Origin of the sequence: Marinobacter sp. LV10R510-11A, from assembly GCF_900215155.1 — a bacterium.
In the GTDB taxonomy this organism is placed as follows: domain Bacteria; phylum Pseudomonadota; class Gammaproteobacteria; order Pseudomonadales; family Oleiphilaceae; genus Marinobacter.
Map to the genome: position 1 here is coordinate 4,166,787 of NZ_LT907980.1, position 15,017 is coordinate 4,181,803.

General features: G+C 54.2%; 16 protein-coding genes and 1 pseudogene. 6 read left to right on the top strand and 11 right to left on the bottom strand.

Annotated elements, in window-relative coordinates; all coding sequences use genetic code 11:
- Positions 1-31: 31 nt before the first annotated feature.
- Together CPH80_RS20105 and CPH80_RS20110 are read right to left on the bottom strand one after the other, a co-directional pair.
- Positions 32-730, bottom strand: coding sequence for a lytic transglycosylase domain-containing protein (locus tag CPH80_RS20105; protein ID WP_096280808.1), 699 nt, complete (start codon positions 728-730; stop codon positions 32-34).
- Between the two features lie 137 nt (positions 731-867).
- On the bottom strand, positions 868-1,044 hold the full coding sequence (locus tag CPH80_RS20110) for a DUF1328 domain-containing protein (RefSeq protein ID WP_096280810.1): 177 nt from the start codon (positions 1,042-1,044) through the stop codon (positions 868-870).
- 274 nt (positions 1,045-1,318) lie between these two features.
- Between CPH80_RS20110 and CPH80_RS20115 the strand changes: the two genes are divergently transcribed.
- The 3 genes from CPH80_RS20115 to CPH80_RS20125 all read left to right on the top strand — a co-directional run bounded on the left by CPH80_RS20115 (position 1,319) and on the right by CPH80_RS20125 (position 3,090).
- Positions 1,319-1,810: a hypothetical protein gene (locus tag CPH80_RS20115; RefSeq protein ID WP_227520273.1), complete on the top strand. Its 492-nt coding sequence runs from the start codon at positions 1,319-1,321 to the stop codon at positions 1,808-1,810.
- 26 nt (positions 1,811-1,836) lie between these two features.
- A complete protein-coding gene (locus CPH80_RS20120; RefSeq protein WP_096280813.1) occupies positions 1,837-2,073 on the top strand; it encodes a TIGR02647 family protein in 237 nt (78 codons plus the stop codon).
- Between the two features lie 126 nt (positions 2,074-2,199).
- Positions 2,200-3,090, top strand: a complete 891-nt coding sequence (locus CPH80_RS20125) for a DMT family transporter (RefSeq protein WP_096280816.1) — start codon at positions 2,200-2,202, stop codon at positions 3,088-3,090.
- 20 nt (positions 3,091-3,110) lie between these two features.
- On the opposite strand, the gene CPH80_RS20130 is transcribed toward CPH80_RS20125, so the two are convergent.
- Positions 3,111-4,334 carry an iron-containing alcohol dehydrogenase gene (locus CPH80_RS20130; RefSeq protein WP_096280819.1) on the bottom strand — a complete coding sequence of 408 codons (1,224 nt, stop codon included), beginning with the start codon at positions 4,332-4,334 and terminating at the stop codon, positions 3,111-3,113.
- 174 nt (positions 4,335-4,508) lie between these two features.
- Here CPH80_RS20130 and CPH80_RS20135 point away from each other — a divergent pair, with 174 nt between their 5' ends.
- Complete coding sequence (locus tag CPH80_RS20135) at positions 4,509-5,411, top strand: diacylglycerol/lipid kinase family protein (RefSeq protein WP_096280823.1); 903 nt, start codon at positions 4,509-4,511, stop codon at positions 5,409-5,411.
- Between the two features lie 273 nt (positions 5,412-5,684).
- On the opposite strand, the pseudogene CPH80_RS20140 reads toward CPH80_RS20135, so the two are convergent.
- Positions 5,685-6,838: pseudogene (locus CPH80_RS20140) on the bottom strand (IS3 family transposase); the annotation flags it as partial.
- 75 nt (positions 6,839-6,913) lie between these two features.
- On the opposite strand from CPH80_RS20140, the gene mtgA reads away from it, so the two are divergent.
- A complete protein-coding gene (gene mtgA, locus CPH80_RS20145; RefSeq protein ID WP_096280826.1) occupies positions 6,914-7,528 on the top strand; it encodes a monofunctional biosynthetic peptidoglycan transglycosylase in 615 nt (204 codons plus the stop codon).
- Between the two features lie 66 nt (positions 7,529-7,594).
- Complete coding sequence (locus tag CPH80_RS20150; RefSeq protein WP_096280828.1) at positions 7,595-8,275, top strand: NAD(P)H-binding protein; 681 nt, start codon at positions 7,595-7,597, stop codon at positions 8,273-8,275.
- On the opposite strand, the gene CPH80_RS20155 is transcribed toward CPH80_RS20150, so the two are convergent.
- From CPH80_RS20155 to CPH80_RS20185, 7 genes are all read right to left on the bottom strand, one after another.
- Entirely contained in the window at positions 8,272-9,945 is a 1,674-nt protein-coding gene (locus CPH80_RS20155; RefSeq protein WP_227520274.1) for a GMC family oxidoreductase, read from the bottom strand. The two genes, CPH80_RS20150 and CPH80_RS20155, sit on opposite strands and share 4 nt — an antisense overlap.
- A 29-nt stretch (positions 9,946-9,974) precedes the next feature.
- Entirely contained in the window at positions 9,975-10,760 is a 786-nt protein-coding gene (locus CPH80_RS20160; protein ID WP_096280833.1) for a ZIP family metal transporter, read from the bottom strand.
- On the bottom strand, positions 10,760-11,662 hold the full coding sequence (locus CPH80_RS20165) for an alpha/beta fold hydrolase (RefSeq protein ID WP_227520275.1): 903 nt from the start codon (positions 11,660-11,662) through the stop codon (positions 10,760-10,762). The genes CPH80_RS20160 and CPH80_RS20165 overlap by 1 nt, the downstream gene beginning before the upstream one ends.
- Positions 11,659-12,156, bottom strand: a complete 498-nt coding sequence (locus CPH80_RS20170; RefSeq protein ID WP_096280835.1) for a hypothetical protein — start codon at positions 12,154-12,156, stop codon at positions 11,659-11,661. The genes CPH80_RS20165 and CPH80_RS20170 overlap by 4 nt, the downstream gene beginning before the upstream one ends.
- A gap of 61 nt (positions 12,157-12,217) precedes the next feature.
- Entirely contained in the window at positions 12,218-12,883 is a 666-nt protein-coding gene (locus CPH80_RS20175) for a hypothetical protein (RefSeq protein ID WP_096280838.1), read from the bottom strand.
- A gap of 130 nt (positions 12,884-13,013) precedes the next feature.
- Positions 13,014-13,820, bottom strand: coding sequence for a DUF1338 domain-containing protein (locus CPH80_RS20180; protein WP_096280840.1), 807 nt, complete (start codon positions 13,818-13,820; stop codon positions 13,014-13,016).
- On the bottom strand, positions 13,810-14,958 hold the full coding sequence (locus CPH80_RS20185; protein WP_096280843.1) for an arginine N-succinyltransferase: 1,149 nt from the start codon (positions 14,956-14,958) through the stop codon (positions 13,810-13,812). The genes CPH80_RS20180 and CPH80_RS20185 overlap by 11 nt, the downstream gene beginning before the upstream one ends.
- Positions 14,959-15,017: the final 59 nt, after the last annotated feature.

Here is a 15,017-nt window from a genome sequence, read left to right on the forward strand (position 1 = left end):
GCACCCAGGGAGAGGGCTGCTGGTGGCCTAGTCAGTTAGTGGCATAGCGCTCGCGCAGTATGCCAACCCGTTTAACGTAAGCCTTGGTTTCGGCATAGGGGGGGATTCCGCCGTACCGGCTTACGGCACCTGGGCCGGCGTTGTAGGCGGCGGTTGCCAGCTTGGTGTCACCTTTGAAGCGGTCCAACATTTTAGCAAGGTAGGTGACACCACCACGGATGTTGTCTGCCGCCACCATGGCGTTCTGTACACCAACCTCCAAAGCCGTTCCCGGCATTAGCTGCATAAGGCCTTGAGCGCCCACTGGGGATAGCGCTTTTTCGTTGAACGCAGATTCCGCATGAATAACCGCACGCACCAAGGCTGGGTCTACGCCATATTCTAGGGCTGCCATTTTTATTTCCGACTCATAACGGCCAGCGAACAGTGGCGTGGTGCGCCAGTTAACACGAGAGTTTGGGTTGCAGGCATAGCAGTGGAAGCTAATAACGTCGAAATCTGCCACCGGCGGCAGGGTTCCGCTGTACGCGACAATGCCGTTGCCGTCCTTAAAACGGAAAACCGTTTTGTTTTTGCTGGAGGCTCGCCCGGGGCTGTTGCTTTTTACGTTGGTAAACTCAACGCGGCCATCGGGATGCACAATTCGCTTAATGCTGTCTGCCACAGTCGGCGTAGAAAGCCAGACGAGGGCGGCGATAAAGGGCAAGATGATGTATCGGGGGTGGCGCATGGGCTACTCACAGAAAAATGGCCGACAGCATAACTGTCGGCCATTTTAAAACAGACGTGAGTGTGATTATACGGCTTGTATAGGCCGAAAAAACATTAAGACTTGTCGGAGTATTGTTACCCGGCTCACAAACAGCGCTAGATCTTTGGTCCCCGCCCGCGCACAGCATTCGCAACGAGAGAAATGACCAACAGAATGAGAAAGATAAAGAACAGCACTTTGGCGATACCCGCCGCTGTACCTGCAATACCCCCAAAACCCAGAACACCTGCGATAATCGCGATGACAAGACAAATTACAGCCCAATACAGCATGGTATATCCTCCTTGTTTGGCTTCACTCTAAAAGTGGCACAGCTAGTAAGAATGCACAAATCATAAACCGTTGCAGAGCAATCTTCGCCAGATTTTTGAGTCTCGTTGTTCGTTTTAAAGATATGTTTTTTCAGGTATAAATAGGCTTTATTGACAGTTGATTAAGGTTTTATAAGATAAGCTGTTGGTCGGTATATTGTTATCATTACACTGCTGCTATTCTTGGTAAACTGCGCTGCGGCTATTCTTGCTAAACGTAGCACCGGAGCAATCTATGGCGTTAAAACACATTGTCTGTGCACTGGCTGTCGCAGCGTCCTGTACGTTTGCGGCGCCCCTGTACGCTGATTCCAAAGATTCATCAGTGAGTGAGCTCAAACGGGAAAGTCGCGAGCTTGGCGACGCATTGCAGGAATATGGAGCCGACCAGAAAGATCAGGCGGAAGATTCCATCAACCGGATGCTTTCAGCTCTTGATAAACGAATCGCAGAACTGGAGGAGGAACTCTCGGAGAACTGGGACGATATGAGCAACACCGCGCGGGAACGCTCACGGGAGAGTCTAGCGTCTCTACGTGAGCAGCGTGAACGAGTGCAGTCCTGGTATAACGAACTCAAGGCCAGTTCAGCATCAGCATGGGAGCGAGCGAAAAACGGCTTCTCGGATGCGTACGAAGCACTTTCCGAACAGTGGAATGAGACCGAGCGGGATTTAAGCCTTGATCAGGACAAGAAAAATCAGGACAAGAAATTCGAAAGTATCTGACCACCAAAACCAGACAAGGAAACATCATGCCACTTTCTTCAGATCACATTGACGAACTTAATCTGCTGTCGCAGTTTGAATCTTCCTCAGGTCAAGCAGGTATCAAAGTGCACCGGGGCGACGCGGCATCTGAAACCGTTCAGGCTGCAGAGCGACTTTTTGCCAAGGGGCTGATTACGCAAGATGACGGGGGCTATCTCACACCTATGGGCAGCGAGGCTGTAGAGCTGACCCAAAAGCTACACTCCATTCTTACAAGCTAATATTCGTGCGATCGGCCCGGATCGCCAACTGTAATGGTTACCCGGCCGGGTGTCTGTATCTGTTCCGATTGCGAGTTGGTCTCTAAACTGACTGACGTTTTAGATACCTGACCCCGGCAGCCCCTTATGCGATCGTTTTTCTATTCGTTTTTTGTCCCCGCCCTGTTCGTATGGCTGTGGAGCACCGGTTTTATCGGTGCCAAGTACGGCTTGCCTTATGCAGAGCCGTTCACTCTTCTGCTGATCCGAATGCTGCTAACGCTGGGCCTGCTTGCGGGTCTTGCCTGGGTGCTTAAAACTCGCTGGCCTGGCTGGCGCGCAGCGGGCCACCTTGCTGTAACCGGGTTGCTGGTTCACGGCTGTTATCTTGGCGGTGTCTACTATGCGATTCAGGGTGGGATGCCTTCGGGAATCGTCTCGCTGGTGGTCGGTTTGCAGCCGCTGGTCACCGCCGGGGTAGCCGTTCTCGTATTGAAAGAGACCGTCACATGGAGGCAATGGTTGGGGCTGGGGCTTGGCCTGCTGGGTGTCACGCTGGTACTGCTAGAGAAGTTTGGTGGGGGTGGTCATCCGGGGGAGGGCTTTCCACTATGGACACTGGTCTGGGCCCTGCTTGCCTTGGCAGGTATCTCTATGGGTACGGTGTATCAGAAGCGCCATGGCACAGGCGCAGACCTTGTGGCGGGCACCATCATTCAATACGGCGCCGCGGCCATATTTTTCGCCGTTGCCGCGTTAATGCTGGAGACCCGCGAGGTGGTGTGGTCGGTTCAGCTACAGCTTTCCATGGCCTGGTTGGTTCTGGGGGTTTCCATTGGCGCAATACTGCTGCTGATGTGGCTGATTCGCCGTGGTGCCGCTTCTCAGGTTGCTAGCCTGTTCTATCTTGTGCCTCCGGTAACGGCTCTTCAGGCTTTCTGGCTGTTCGATGAGCGTCTGGGCGTACTGGCAATTGCCGGCGGTATTGTTTCCATCATCGGCGTTGCCTTGGTGGTTTCACAGAGGCGCCCCGCTTAAAGGGCGCCTTAACGACTGACCTACTGTGCCGTTTGTTTGCTAATAACGCGAAGAACTTTAATAATATCCTTTTTGTTCAGGTACTTAGGCACCGCATAGGTGCCGTGTGCCTCTTTCATGGCAGCCTTGGCCATCACTGTGAAGTGCTTTTCGTTGATACCCTTTACCTCTCGTTCGATCGGCAAGGCTGCCAGCAGCGCATTGACTCGCTGGATCAGTTTGTCGGCCGCTTGGGAATCTGTCTCTGCTTCGGTGGCCAAATCACACAGCCTGGCCAGTGCCGCCATTCGTGCCTGTGCGCAGTGCCTGTTCACCTCAAGTATGTGTGGCAGAACGATGGCATTGGCCCGGCCGTGAGGCACGCCGTATTGTGTGCCAAGCTGGTGCGCAATGGCGTGTACATAGCCCAGTGCCGTCTTGTTGAGCGCAAGGCCACCGTAGTTTGCGGCCAGTGCCATTGCGTCACGGGCTTCATAGTCTTGGCCGTTTTCGCAGACTTTTTCCAGATATTTGAACACTAGCTTTATGCCGGCGCCTGAGTAAAACTCAGTTTCAGGTGTTGAGAAATCACTGATCCAGGATTCCAAACAATGGGTCAGGGCGTCTACGCCGGTATCTGCCGTTACCGATTTAGGCATGCCAGCTGTTATTTCGGGGTCCAAGGCCGCTGCCAGAGGAACCACTTTCGGGTCAATCACGAGGTGTTTAACGTGCGTGGTTTCATCGGATATAACGGCACCGATGGTTACCTCTGAGCCGGTACCGGCGGTCGTGGGAATAACAAAAAGAGGAAGCGATCGCTTCCGGGCCTTGAGAATACCGACCAATTCTCGGGGTGTTTTGCTGTTGGTGGCCGCCAGCGCCATCACTTTTGCAGCATCAATAGAGGACCCTCCGCCGACTGCCAATACGGCATCACAGCCATTCTCGCGAAGCACCTCTAAACCGTTCTCTACAACCAGAAACCCTGGGTCGGGCGTCACCTTGCTGTATACGACCGTTTCAATTCCCAGCTCGTTCAGGCGTTCCTCAATCGGGCTGATAACACCCAGCTGAAACAGTACGTCGTCCGTAACCAGCAGAACCCGCTTGAAACCGAAGTGTGCCATGTGCTCAACCAACCGGAGGCGGGACTGTGCGCCTAGAAGCATGTTGGGGATTGGGCTTGGTATTATTTTTGTTATTAACTTGAGCGCAGCCAGTTGGGCTTTGGAGCGCACAGGAGTGATCAGGTCAACAATCATAGACAGCTTCCGGGTAGTTCTAGTGGAGTTCAGACGTTGACTATAGTCTGACAATCGGTCACTTGGAAATGACTTCGGTGTCCTTATCGTAACGTCAGCAGAGACCTGTTTGAGGTATCTTGAAGCAATTGCTTCCCGGGAAATGTCTGAAGCTGCTACAGAGATAAAAATGGTATGACCTATTGGCTGGTTGCAAATCCAGAGGCGGGCGACGGCCAGAGGGGCCGGGAGTTCTGGCTTGAACAGCTGAAAAATGCCGGCATTACAGCCCCGGAGTGTTGTGACTTCCGAGAGCAGGGCTGGCAAGCGCAAGTAAAATTAGATGACATTGTTATGGTTGCTGGCGGCGATGGTTCGGTTAACACCGGGGCCAGTTTATGCCTCGAGCGCAATGCAACGCTGGCGGTCTTACCCTCGGGCACTGCAAACGATTTCGCCCGTAACCTGGCCTTGCCGGACGAACCCGCTGCCGTGTGCGAGCTGGTTCAGCAAGGCGTAACGCAACTGGTTGATGTAGCAGAGTTTGGGGGTGGAATCTTCTTGAATGTTGCGCATGTTGGTCTGGGAACCCTTCCCGCTAGAGAGTCGAAAGGCTCTGCCAAAAAGCTGCTTGGCCGTTTCAGCTATGGCGTCGAGTTACTGCGTAAAGTGAATGCTAAACGCGGGTTTCACGCTGAAATACAGTGTGATCAGGCATTTGTGCGTGGTCACTGGCTATCGATTGCTGTATCCAGCGGGGCGTTTTTCGGGGGTGGTAATGAAATTCCGCAAGCGACGGCCGACGATGGGCTGCTAGATGTTATTGCCGTGAAACCGCGCCCGCTGTTGCAGTTGTTGCTTACCTTCTTTTTGGTTCAGTTTAGTGGTAAATCTCCCAAGCGCACCAGTACGGTTGTGCACCTGAAAGGTAAGCGCTGCGATATTCTCACCTCCCGTGAAAAAACCGTTACCGTGGATGGGGACGAAGCGGGCAAAACACCGCTGCACGTGGTGTGTCGCAAGCACTGTTTGCGGGTAATCGGGTCTACCGTGGTGAGCACGGGTGAGGCTGAAAAAAGTCGGCCGGGACTCAAGTAGAGCGTTTATGGCTCGTAGATCTATAACAAAACGACTGTTTCGCACGGCTGCTTGGGTGTTCATCACTCTGGTGGTGCTGTTTGTGGTGGACCCCTGAGTCAAGACATTAATTGACTGGGTTTAAGTTGTGCACTCGACTTCACTTGCAGCTGGACGGCGCTGCCCCGTGTTTGCCTTTGCTTTGGCTGTTGCCGTTGTGTCTGATCTGGCTTCTGCGGTGGATACATCCCCTGTGGAGCGTAGCGGAACAGGGGATGTATCCACCGCGCGCGGAAATTTATCCACGATCATTGCCCCGCCACCGACAGCGGTTCTATGCACGATGTCGGGTGTCGTTTGCCCCAAGGACTGGTGCGGGCGCTCACCGTTATAGAAGACAAAGTACTTCGTCAGTCCGACCAGTAACTCGCCCATCGTAGCGTAGCCATTGAGATACACATCCTCATGCTTGACGCTGCGCCAGAGGCGTTCGACGAAGATGTTGTCGAATGCCCGCCCACGCCCATCCATGCTGATGACAATGCCTTCACGGGTCAGCACGTCCGTGAAGACGGCGCTGGTGAACTGTGCGCCTTGATCGCTGTTGAAGATTTCCGGCCGACCGTGGTTGCGCAATGCATCCTCTAGGCAATCGACGCAGAACACCGCTTCCATGCTGTTGCTGATCCGCCAGCTGAGCACCCGGCGCGAGTACCAGTCGATAATGGCGACCAGATAAGCGAAACCATGCGCCAGGCGGATGTAGGTGATGTCCGTGCTCCAGACCTGGTTGGGTCTGACAATCGGGACGCCGCGCAGCAGGTAAGGATAGGTCTTGTGTTCAGGGTGTGGACGGCTGGTATTTGGCCCCGGCGCCATGCCGGCCAAGCCCATCTCCCGCATCAGGCGTTGTACCCGCTTGCGATTGACGGTGTGACCCGCCACCTTGAGGAATACGACCATCTTGCGGCTGCCGTAGAATGGGTGTCTGGTATACTCCTCGTCAATCAGGCGACCGAATAGCAGGTCGCTTTCATCGACCGGCTTGGGCCTTTGCTGCGCATAGGCTGTGGCGCGGGATACGCCGGCCAGAATACATTGCTGGACGACGCTGACCGCAGCGCCTTGGCTGATCCAGGCTTGCCGCGTCATGACTGGCTGATCCCAGACTTTTTTTTGAGCCAATCCAATTCCACCTTCAGCTTGCCGATCTCGCTGTAGAGCCGTTCTGGCTCCCGGTGGGCAGCCAGCGGCTTGGGGCCGCGCTTGCCTTCAAACAGGGTCTTGGCTTGCTCCTGTATCGCTTTCTTCCACTGACCAACCTGGACTGGATGTACGCCGTATTCCTGGCCAATCTCGTTGATCGTCTTTACGCCTCGTACGGCTTCCAAGCCAACCTTCCCCTTGAACTCCGAGGTGTGTACCTTCCGCTTCTTCGCTTCACTCATCGCTGCTAATCCCCTTATGACAAAGTACAGCTTAAACCTTTGTCTTGAAAACGGGGTCCACTATAGTTCGTCTGCTTGCTGCTTCTGTTCCGGTATGTAAACCCGCCAACTTCTGCATTTATTCTCAGCTACAGCGTTGCGAATCCCGATAAGAAAGTACAGCAGCAATGGGTTGGCTTTGCCGACATTTCGCCCTGGATGCCCCTTGCGGTTGTGGCTAGCGAGGATCAGCGATTTCCAGATCACTGGGGCGTTGATTTTTCGGCCATTCGCAAGGCGTTAGCTGAACACCAAGCGGGTGAAGGGCTAAGAGGGGCCAGCACCATTACCCAGCAAACCGCAAAAAATCTGTTTCTTTGGAATGGCCGAAGCTTTGTTCGCAAAACACTGGAAGCCGGTTTTGCGCTGGCTCTTGACGGGTTGTGGCCCAAGCGGCGGATTCTTGAAGTGTATTTGAATATCGCTGAGTTTGGCCCCGGTATCTACGGCGTGGAAGCTGCGAGCAGAGTTTACTTTGGGCGCTCTGCTCGCCAGTTGTCTGCCGAGCAGGCGGCGCAGCTTGCAGCAGTGCTGCCAAACCCGAAGGTGTTGAGTGTTGCGTCCCCTTCGCCGTATGTCCGGGACCGGGTGTTCTGGATTCGCGGGCAGATGGATCAGCTTTCTGGGCTGCAATACTTGAAAGGGCTTTAGAGTTCGCCCCCTGAATTCGACAGATTTTTGGTACGATGAGCGTCCGTGCTTAAACAAGAGAACGTTATGAAAGTGTTGTTACTGGGAGCAACCGGGCTGACCGGCGGATTGGTTCTGAGTGGGCTGCTGGCCCGCGATGAAGTTGAGTCGGTGATTGTGCCTGTCCGGAAACGCCTAGAGTCCGTTCATACTAAGCTGCACCAGCAGGAAATGGATTTTGATCGCATGGAAGACCATGCCGGCCTTTTTGCGGTAGATGTAATCATCTGCTGCCTAGGCACGACCATCAAAAAGGCTGGCTCCCAAGAGCAGTTTCGTAAAGTCGATTACGGCTATTGCTTGAAAGCAGCAGAGCTTGGCCAGGCTGCAGGTGCTCGGGCGTTTATTCTGATGTCTGCCATAGGTTCTTCTTCTTCATCGACTATTTTTTATAATCGAATCAAAGGCGAGTTGGAGAATAGCGTTAAGGGGCTTGGGTACTCCTATCTGTCGATTTATCATCCCAGCTTGTTGTTGGGGAACAGGCCTGAGAACCGACTAGGAGAGGCTTTGGGTGCTAAAGCCATGCCGCTGATCAACCGTGTTCTTTTGGGACCTCTGGAAAAGTATCGTGGCATCGAAGCGGGTAAGGTTGCCAGCGCCATGGTTAACGAGACCTGCAGCCTCGCATCTGAATCTGTTGCTGAACAGGTCGTTCAGATTCGAGAATACGAGGATATCGTTAAGCTGTCTGATCAGACAGCTTAATCGCCAGCCAGAATCCAGCCTGCGGCTTTCTCTGCAATCATCAGTGTCGGTGAATTGGTGTTGCCGCTGGTAATCACCGGCATCACCCCCGCGTCCACCACGCGTAAACCCTTTACGCCTCTAACCCGAAGGTGAGAATCCACCACCGCCATTGCGTCATCCGTTCGCCCCATGCGTGTGGTACCCACCGGATGAAAAATAGTGGTGCCTATGTCGCCGGCCAGGCGGCTCAGCTCTTCGTCGGTTTGATACTGTGGCCCGGGCTTGTATTCCTCCGGCCGGTACTTTGAAAACGCCGGCTGCCCGGCTATGCGGCGAGTTACCCGCAGAGAGTCAGCTGCTACCTTTCTGTCTTCCGACGTGCTGAGGTAATTAGGTGCGATAGCCGGAGCCTCTAAGGGATTGCGGCTACGAATACGCACCGTGCCTCGGCTGGTGGGGTTCAGGTTGCACACGCTCGCGGTAATGGCTGGGAAGGGGTGTAGGGGCTGGCCGAAGGCATCTAGGCTCAGGGGCTGAACGTGGTATTGGATATTGGGATAGTCGTATTCATCCGAGCTACGGGTAAATGCACACAGCTGAGAAGGCGCCATGCTCATAGGGCCCGAGCGTTTAAACAGATACTCGAGACCAATGCGCGCCTTACCCCACAGAGAGTTGGCCATGGTATTCAGGGTGAGGGCATCGCTCACTTTATACACAGATCGGATCTGCAGGTGATCCTGAAGATTTTCACCTACCCCTGGTAAGTCTGCGACCAACGGAATATTCAATTGCTGAAGCAGGTTGGACGGCCCGATGCCAGATAATTGTAAGAGTTGGGGTGAGCCGATCGAGCCGGCCGAGAGAATAACTTCGTTACTGGCTATTGCGAGTGTTTCTTTGCCGGCATTGGCACTTGCTACGCGCACGCCGGTGCACCTGGGTTGCTCTCCCTCGGTGTTCATTTCCAGCCCTAGCACTTGGGTGGAATGCCAAACGGTGAGGTTGGGCCGCGTCAAAGCGCTTCGCAAAAAGGCTTTGGAGGTGTTCCAGCGCCAGCCGGCACGCTGGTTTACTTCGAAATAATCCACGCCTTCATTATCGCCACGGTTGAAGTCTGTTGTGCGAGGCACGCCTGCCTCAACCGCCGCTTCTGCAAAGTCTTCAAGAACCTGCCATTTTAGGCGCTGACGCTCCACCCGCCATTCGCCACCATGGCCGTGGAAGCGCTTGTCGGCGTGTTCCACATTGCTGTTAGCGTCCAGACCATGATGATCTTCATGGCGCATGAAATCTGGCAGGCAATTGGCCCAGCTCCAGGCGTCATCGCCGGTTATCTCTGCCCATCGGTCGTAATCCCTTGCCTGGCCGCGGATATAAAGCATGCCGTTGATGCTAGAGCAGCCGCCCAGGGTTTTGCCACGAGGGTATATCAGCGATCGGTTATTAAGCCCTGGTGCCGGTTCGGTGCGGAAGCACCAGTCGGTGCGCGGATTGTCGATGCAGTAGAGATAGCCCACCGGGATATGAATCCAGTGGTAGTTGTCCCGCCCTCCAGCTTCGATTAGCAGCACCCGGTTTTCTGAGTTGGCACTCAGGCGGTTAGCAAGCAGGCAACCGGCTGTTCCCGCGCCTACTACGATGTAGTCGAATTCGAACAGCCCCGGTGTTTTATTGTTATCGGGCAAGGTGGCTTCTCCATATGATTGGTGCGACATCAACCCAAAGTGGCGTCCAGAAACATCATCACAACAAAGCCCACCAGCAGTGAGAAGGTCGCCACGGTTTTATAATTGTTCCGGTGGGTTTCCGGAATAATCTCATTGCTGATGATGAACAGCATGGCTCCGGCAGCAAACCCTAGAGTCCAGGGCATTATCGGCTCTGCCAACGATACCAAGGCAGCGCCGAATACACCGCCGATGGGCTCGGCCAGCCCGGTCAGCAGTGCGATAGTAAAAGCCCGGGCCCGTGAGTACTGAATGGCCATCAGTGAGAGTGCAACGGCAAGGCCTTCTGGAATATTCTGAACGCCGATACCCATGGCCAACACATAGCCGTTGCGCACATCACCCCCTGCAAAACCAACGCCCACCGCCATGCCCTCTGGGAAATTATGCAGTGTTATGGCGATCACAAAGAGCCAGATACGGCGTACGTGCGAGGCATCAGGGCCTTCCGGCCCAAGGTTAAAGTGTTCGTGGGGCAGTTTTTGGTGAATATAGTACAGAGCCCCTGCGCCAGACAATATGCCGAATATCACCAACAGCGCCGCAGCCCAGGTTGAACCTAGCAGTGCCTCACCGTGTTCCAGCCCCGGAAGCAATAACGAAAAGAAGGAGGCGGCCAGCATTACGCCCGCAGCACCTGCCAGCATGCTGTCTTGCAAGCGGTCAGACAGGGACTTGACGAAGAATATCGCCAAGGCACCTATGCCGGTTGCGAGGCCTGCCAATAAGCTCGCTAAGGCACCAAGCCAGACGATGTTGATATCGGTAGTCATTAAGGCTGAGCTCTCCTTTGTGATGCAGTATCTGCTAACCCTTGCCGGATACGTTCGAAAAGCTTGTTTTGAAAGTCTTCCGCTAACGGGTAGAGGTGGCCGGCACTCGGCATCAGTGTCAATTCTGCGTTGGGAAGATGTTCCGCAAGGTGTCGGGCATAGTCCACGGGCACGAACGCATCTTCCTCCCCCTGAAAAATCAGAATGGGTGTGTGCACTTGTTTTAAACTGAAACCCCAGTCTTCAAGCTCGGTGAGCAGGTCGGTGGCGATCGCCTTGCCGCCGCTTTCAAGGCAAAGCATCTGATCGCGCTGGAAGGTATCTCCTTGCAGCAAATGACGAAGCAGATCGCGGTCAGCTGAGTTAACCAGTTTCTTGGCCTCGCGCATATACAGACCCAGATGGCGCCGGGAGAGGCCGACTACCAACTGCACTACAAGCCTTACCAACCCTGGGCTGCAACGGGCCAGCCGTGGGCCCGGCCAACGTGTTGCCTCAAGCAGAGTATGGTCCCCTCCATACTCCGAAAAGTTTGTATAACCCGAGAGGCACACGCCCAGATCCACCCGGTCGCTCAGCGTGTAGCAGCAGGCAAGGGTGCGTGAACCTCCGCTGGACCAGCCGAAATGACTGAACCTCTCGAGACTCAGCGCGTCGGCGAGTTGCTGGATGTCGTTTGGGTAATCCAGCAACTGGCGTTCGGGTTGATAGTCTGAGTTGCCAATGCCCGGGCGGTCTGGCGTCAGAATCCTGAAGCCATGTCGCAGCGCTTGGGCATGGAAAAAATGGCCCTGTAGCCGACTGCCCGGCATGCCATGGCCAAAAACCAGTGGGTAGCCTTGCGGATCGCCAAGATCGGTATAGGCCAAAGTGCGGCCATCGCGAAGAACTAGCTTTTTCAATTCGTTGTCTCAGTCGGGCTTGTTGAGCGCGATAGTGTTGGATCGCAGCCAATAACCTGACGGGCTTTCTTGTTTGCATGCAAATACCAGCGCTTGCCCGGCTCGGTAAACATTTGCTGGGTAACATGGAAATCCGTTGTTTCCATGGTTGCAGGGATAGGTGAACCGTCAGCATGACGGTAGACGCAGCTTGTACCGATGGTTGCGGGGGTAGCTGCAGGTAGCTCTATAAAGCCATCATCCCGAACCTGGGGGCTGTCGCCGTCTACACTTACGATTTTTAGGCAGGGGCCAAAATGAATGCGGCTCTGATCGCTCATATATTCGCTCAGGCAGTGCTGGGCACTGAGGAAGACAGCATTGGAGGTTTTCCCCTGTGCACTGGCGGGCAGGTTTTCATAGCCTGAGCTGCTGGCAGATTTGTTGTCCGATAACGACTGGCAGCCCGCCAGTGTAAGCAGGCAGGCCAGCAGAAGCGTGACGATAGGCTTCATCAAAACTCCTCGTTGCGTTGAACAAAAACGGGATTGTTCGGGAACAAGGAGTTAGTTTAGCTCAGCTTGCCCGCCCAAACATCCGTTCGAAGAAGCCAGCGGAACGCACATCGGGAATGGGCAGGGTGTCTGCCTCATCCATAGCTTTGCGCCAGAAACCTTCCGGGGTGTCCAAATCAGTTACCTGGGCACGTTCTTCAGGGCTGTAATGGTTGTGTTCTCCCGCCAGTCCTCTTGCCATCAGCTCCTGCGTCCACAGATAGATTGCGCCCCGCACGGTTATCAAAAGGCGCGAATAGACGTTACGGCTCAGGTTGATGGCTAGTTCAGCACTCAGATTGATCTGCTTCTGCAGGATGGCCATATCATCTTCGTCGAGCAGTAGCCGGTTGCCGTCGCCCTTTTTGCTATTAACGCAGACTTTTTCTAGAGACTTTGTACCCTCGATCAAATCAAGGTGACCAAACTCCTGTGTCTGCTGGTCACTTACAGGGGCGGGAATCCATCCGTATTGCGGGGATTTTGCGACAATATGCCCTGGTAGATTCCTGCGGTAGGGTGGTGCAGCATCATGATCCTGATAGCCGTCGAGTTCTGCTCGCAGCCAAGCGGCCATTTTTTTATGGCGCAGCATCATTGCAAGTGTGATTGCTGAAGGCATGATATCTTCGAGCAGTTCGCCCGAATCCTGGGTGCGCTCGTCGAGATGATTGATGGATGCAGACATGTTTTCTCCTCGGCAGAGGCCGCTTCTATGTCGCCACCACCGTTGTAAAACCGTTATCCCTTGTAACGGTGAGTAAGCAGTGTCTGCGGGACTGCATACCGGCGCCCGTGCCGGCCTTTTTATGTTGGCCTTACATGCTGGCGTTGGTACTCTCAAAGATTTTGTCTGCAGAGGCGGCGACAAACCCGTTGTAAAGACTGCCGTCGGGCATTGGATAGCGCAGTGCAAATTCATAAAAACAGCTGGGAATCGTCATGTCCCGATCACTGAACTGAACCGGAACCCGGTCGGCCATGGTGGATGACTGCTCAAGCAGGTCTTCAGGCGAGCCTTTTACTTCCCCACCAGAAGCATTCACCGTAAAGCCATTGTCTTTCAAAAGCTGGTTTATATCGGCGACTGTCTCAAAGTTCTGCAGGTGATTAACGCTTACGGTGAAATGATTCGCGCGGTAGCCCCAAGCAGCGAGCCAAGCTGCATATTCGCTTTCATCTAGCAGCTTTCGGTAGGTGTCGTAATCCAAATCCCAGTGCCTGCCTGAATACAAAAAGTCGTCTGCGGTAACCTGTTCTTTTGTCATCTCTTCTACCAGTTTTTTCACCGTAGCTTGAAGCTCCGGTGAACACTGTTCTGTCAGCAGCTCTGAAATGAACACCCTGGGCGCTTCCGGGTCCTCATGCTCATAGTGCCGAGCATAGAGTTTTTTGCCTTCAAAGTGGTATTCACCCCCTTGGCGGTATCCCAGAGCAAGAAAGTGCTCCGCAAGAGATTCCAGACCAACCGGTGACAGGTTGAACGTTCGTAGAGCGATATGGTCGTTAATAATCCCGTGGTCTTCTTCGGCACCCAGAAAGCGGTGTATTTGCGCAGCCGACGGCGTAACGTCTCGATAATTCTGCCAGAGCTTCTCGAACAGGGTATTGCGGTCAGTATGCATAGTTTAACTCCGTGGCCGTGCTTCGAATTAGTGCGGGTGCTGCCTGATTTAAAGGCAGAAATCGGGAGGGCTCGCCGTCGCTAAGGCGCAGCTTTGTAGCAAGGGCAGGGGAGACAATCAGTGTATTTGCCAGCGCGCTATCTGCTTTTTCGGGGCTTGGATGGGCAGATACTTCAGATGTGATGGTTGCCCGGAAGTCTGCCGTTCCTGTGTTGGTAATCAGGATTGGTTGGTTGTGTTGGTAGTTAGCAGGTTCATCGTCACTGCTAGCTCTCATGCTAGTCCTCATGCTAGCGCCGCCAATTTGGACAGTGCATGGCGCAGAGGATTTCACGCTGCGAATGTCAGCCAGGGCACACTCAACGGTTGGCCCAGCATCGAACAAGTCGATGAGCCCTTTGTGTTGAAAACCCTCTGCTTCCAGTATCCGCAAGGCTGGCCGGGTGTGGTCGTGTACTTGGCTGAGAACCGCCTGGGCTTCTGGGCTCATCAGGCAAGTATAGAGCGGATGGGAAGGCATCAGCTCATCAATGAAATCTGTATAGCCTGCTCCCACTAAATGAGTTGCCCGGCCGAATTCCATATCAACGAAGTGGGCTTTCAGCCAGTCCCAGAAAGGCGATTGGCCAGCGGCATTGGAAACGCCGCGCATCTCGGCAATGACTTTGTCTGAAAAGCGTTCAGGATGAAGAGCCATAAATAGGAAGCGCACTCGGGAAAGCAGTTTTCCCGCATTGGCGCGGCGGAACTCCGGTCGCAGATAAAGCGAGCAGATTTCAGAATAGCCGGTGTAATGGTTGCAGCGAGTGAGGGTTTCCACGCTTCGGCGAAGATCAAGATCCCGGGAATGATGGGTAACCGTGTTACGGCGGAAATGATAAAGCGGCTGAGTGTGCCCTGCACTTGCCTCTATTGCGGTGGTGCCGAGGATGTCTCCGGTGGTTTCATCTTCTAGTACGAACAGGTAATGCTCGTCGCCAGGGCATGACACCCGACGCTCAAAGCTAGCCATTGAGTGAGCGATTTTTTGTGCCAGAGCATCTTTGTCGGGCATCAGTGATGTAAACCCCGAGCCGGATTCCGTGGCTATTTGAAACAGGGTGTCCAGATCCCTGTCGGTAATTGGTCGAATGATCATGGGCTGCAACCTGACGTTGTTTCGGGACAGTATGAAGCTAAGCCTAAACAGTTTGCAGG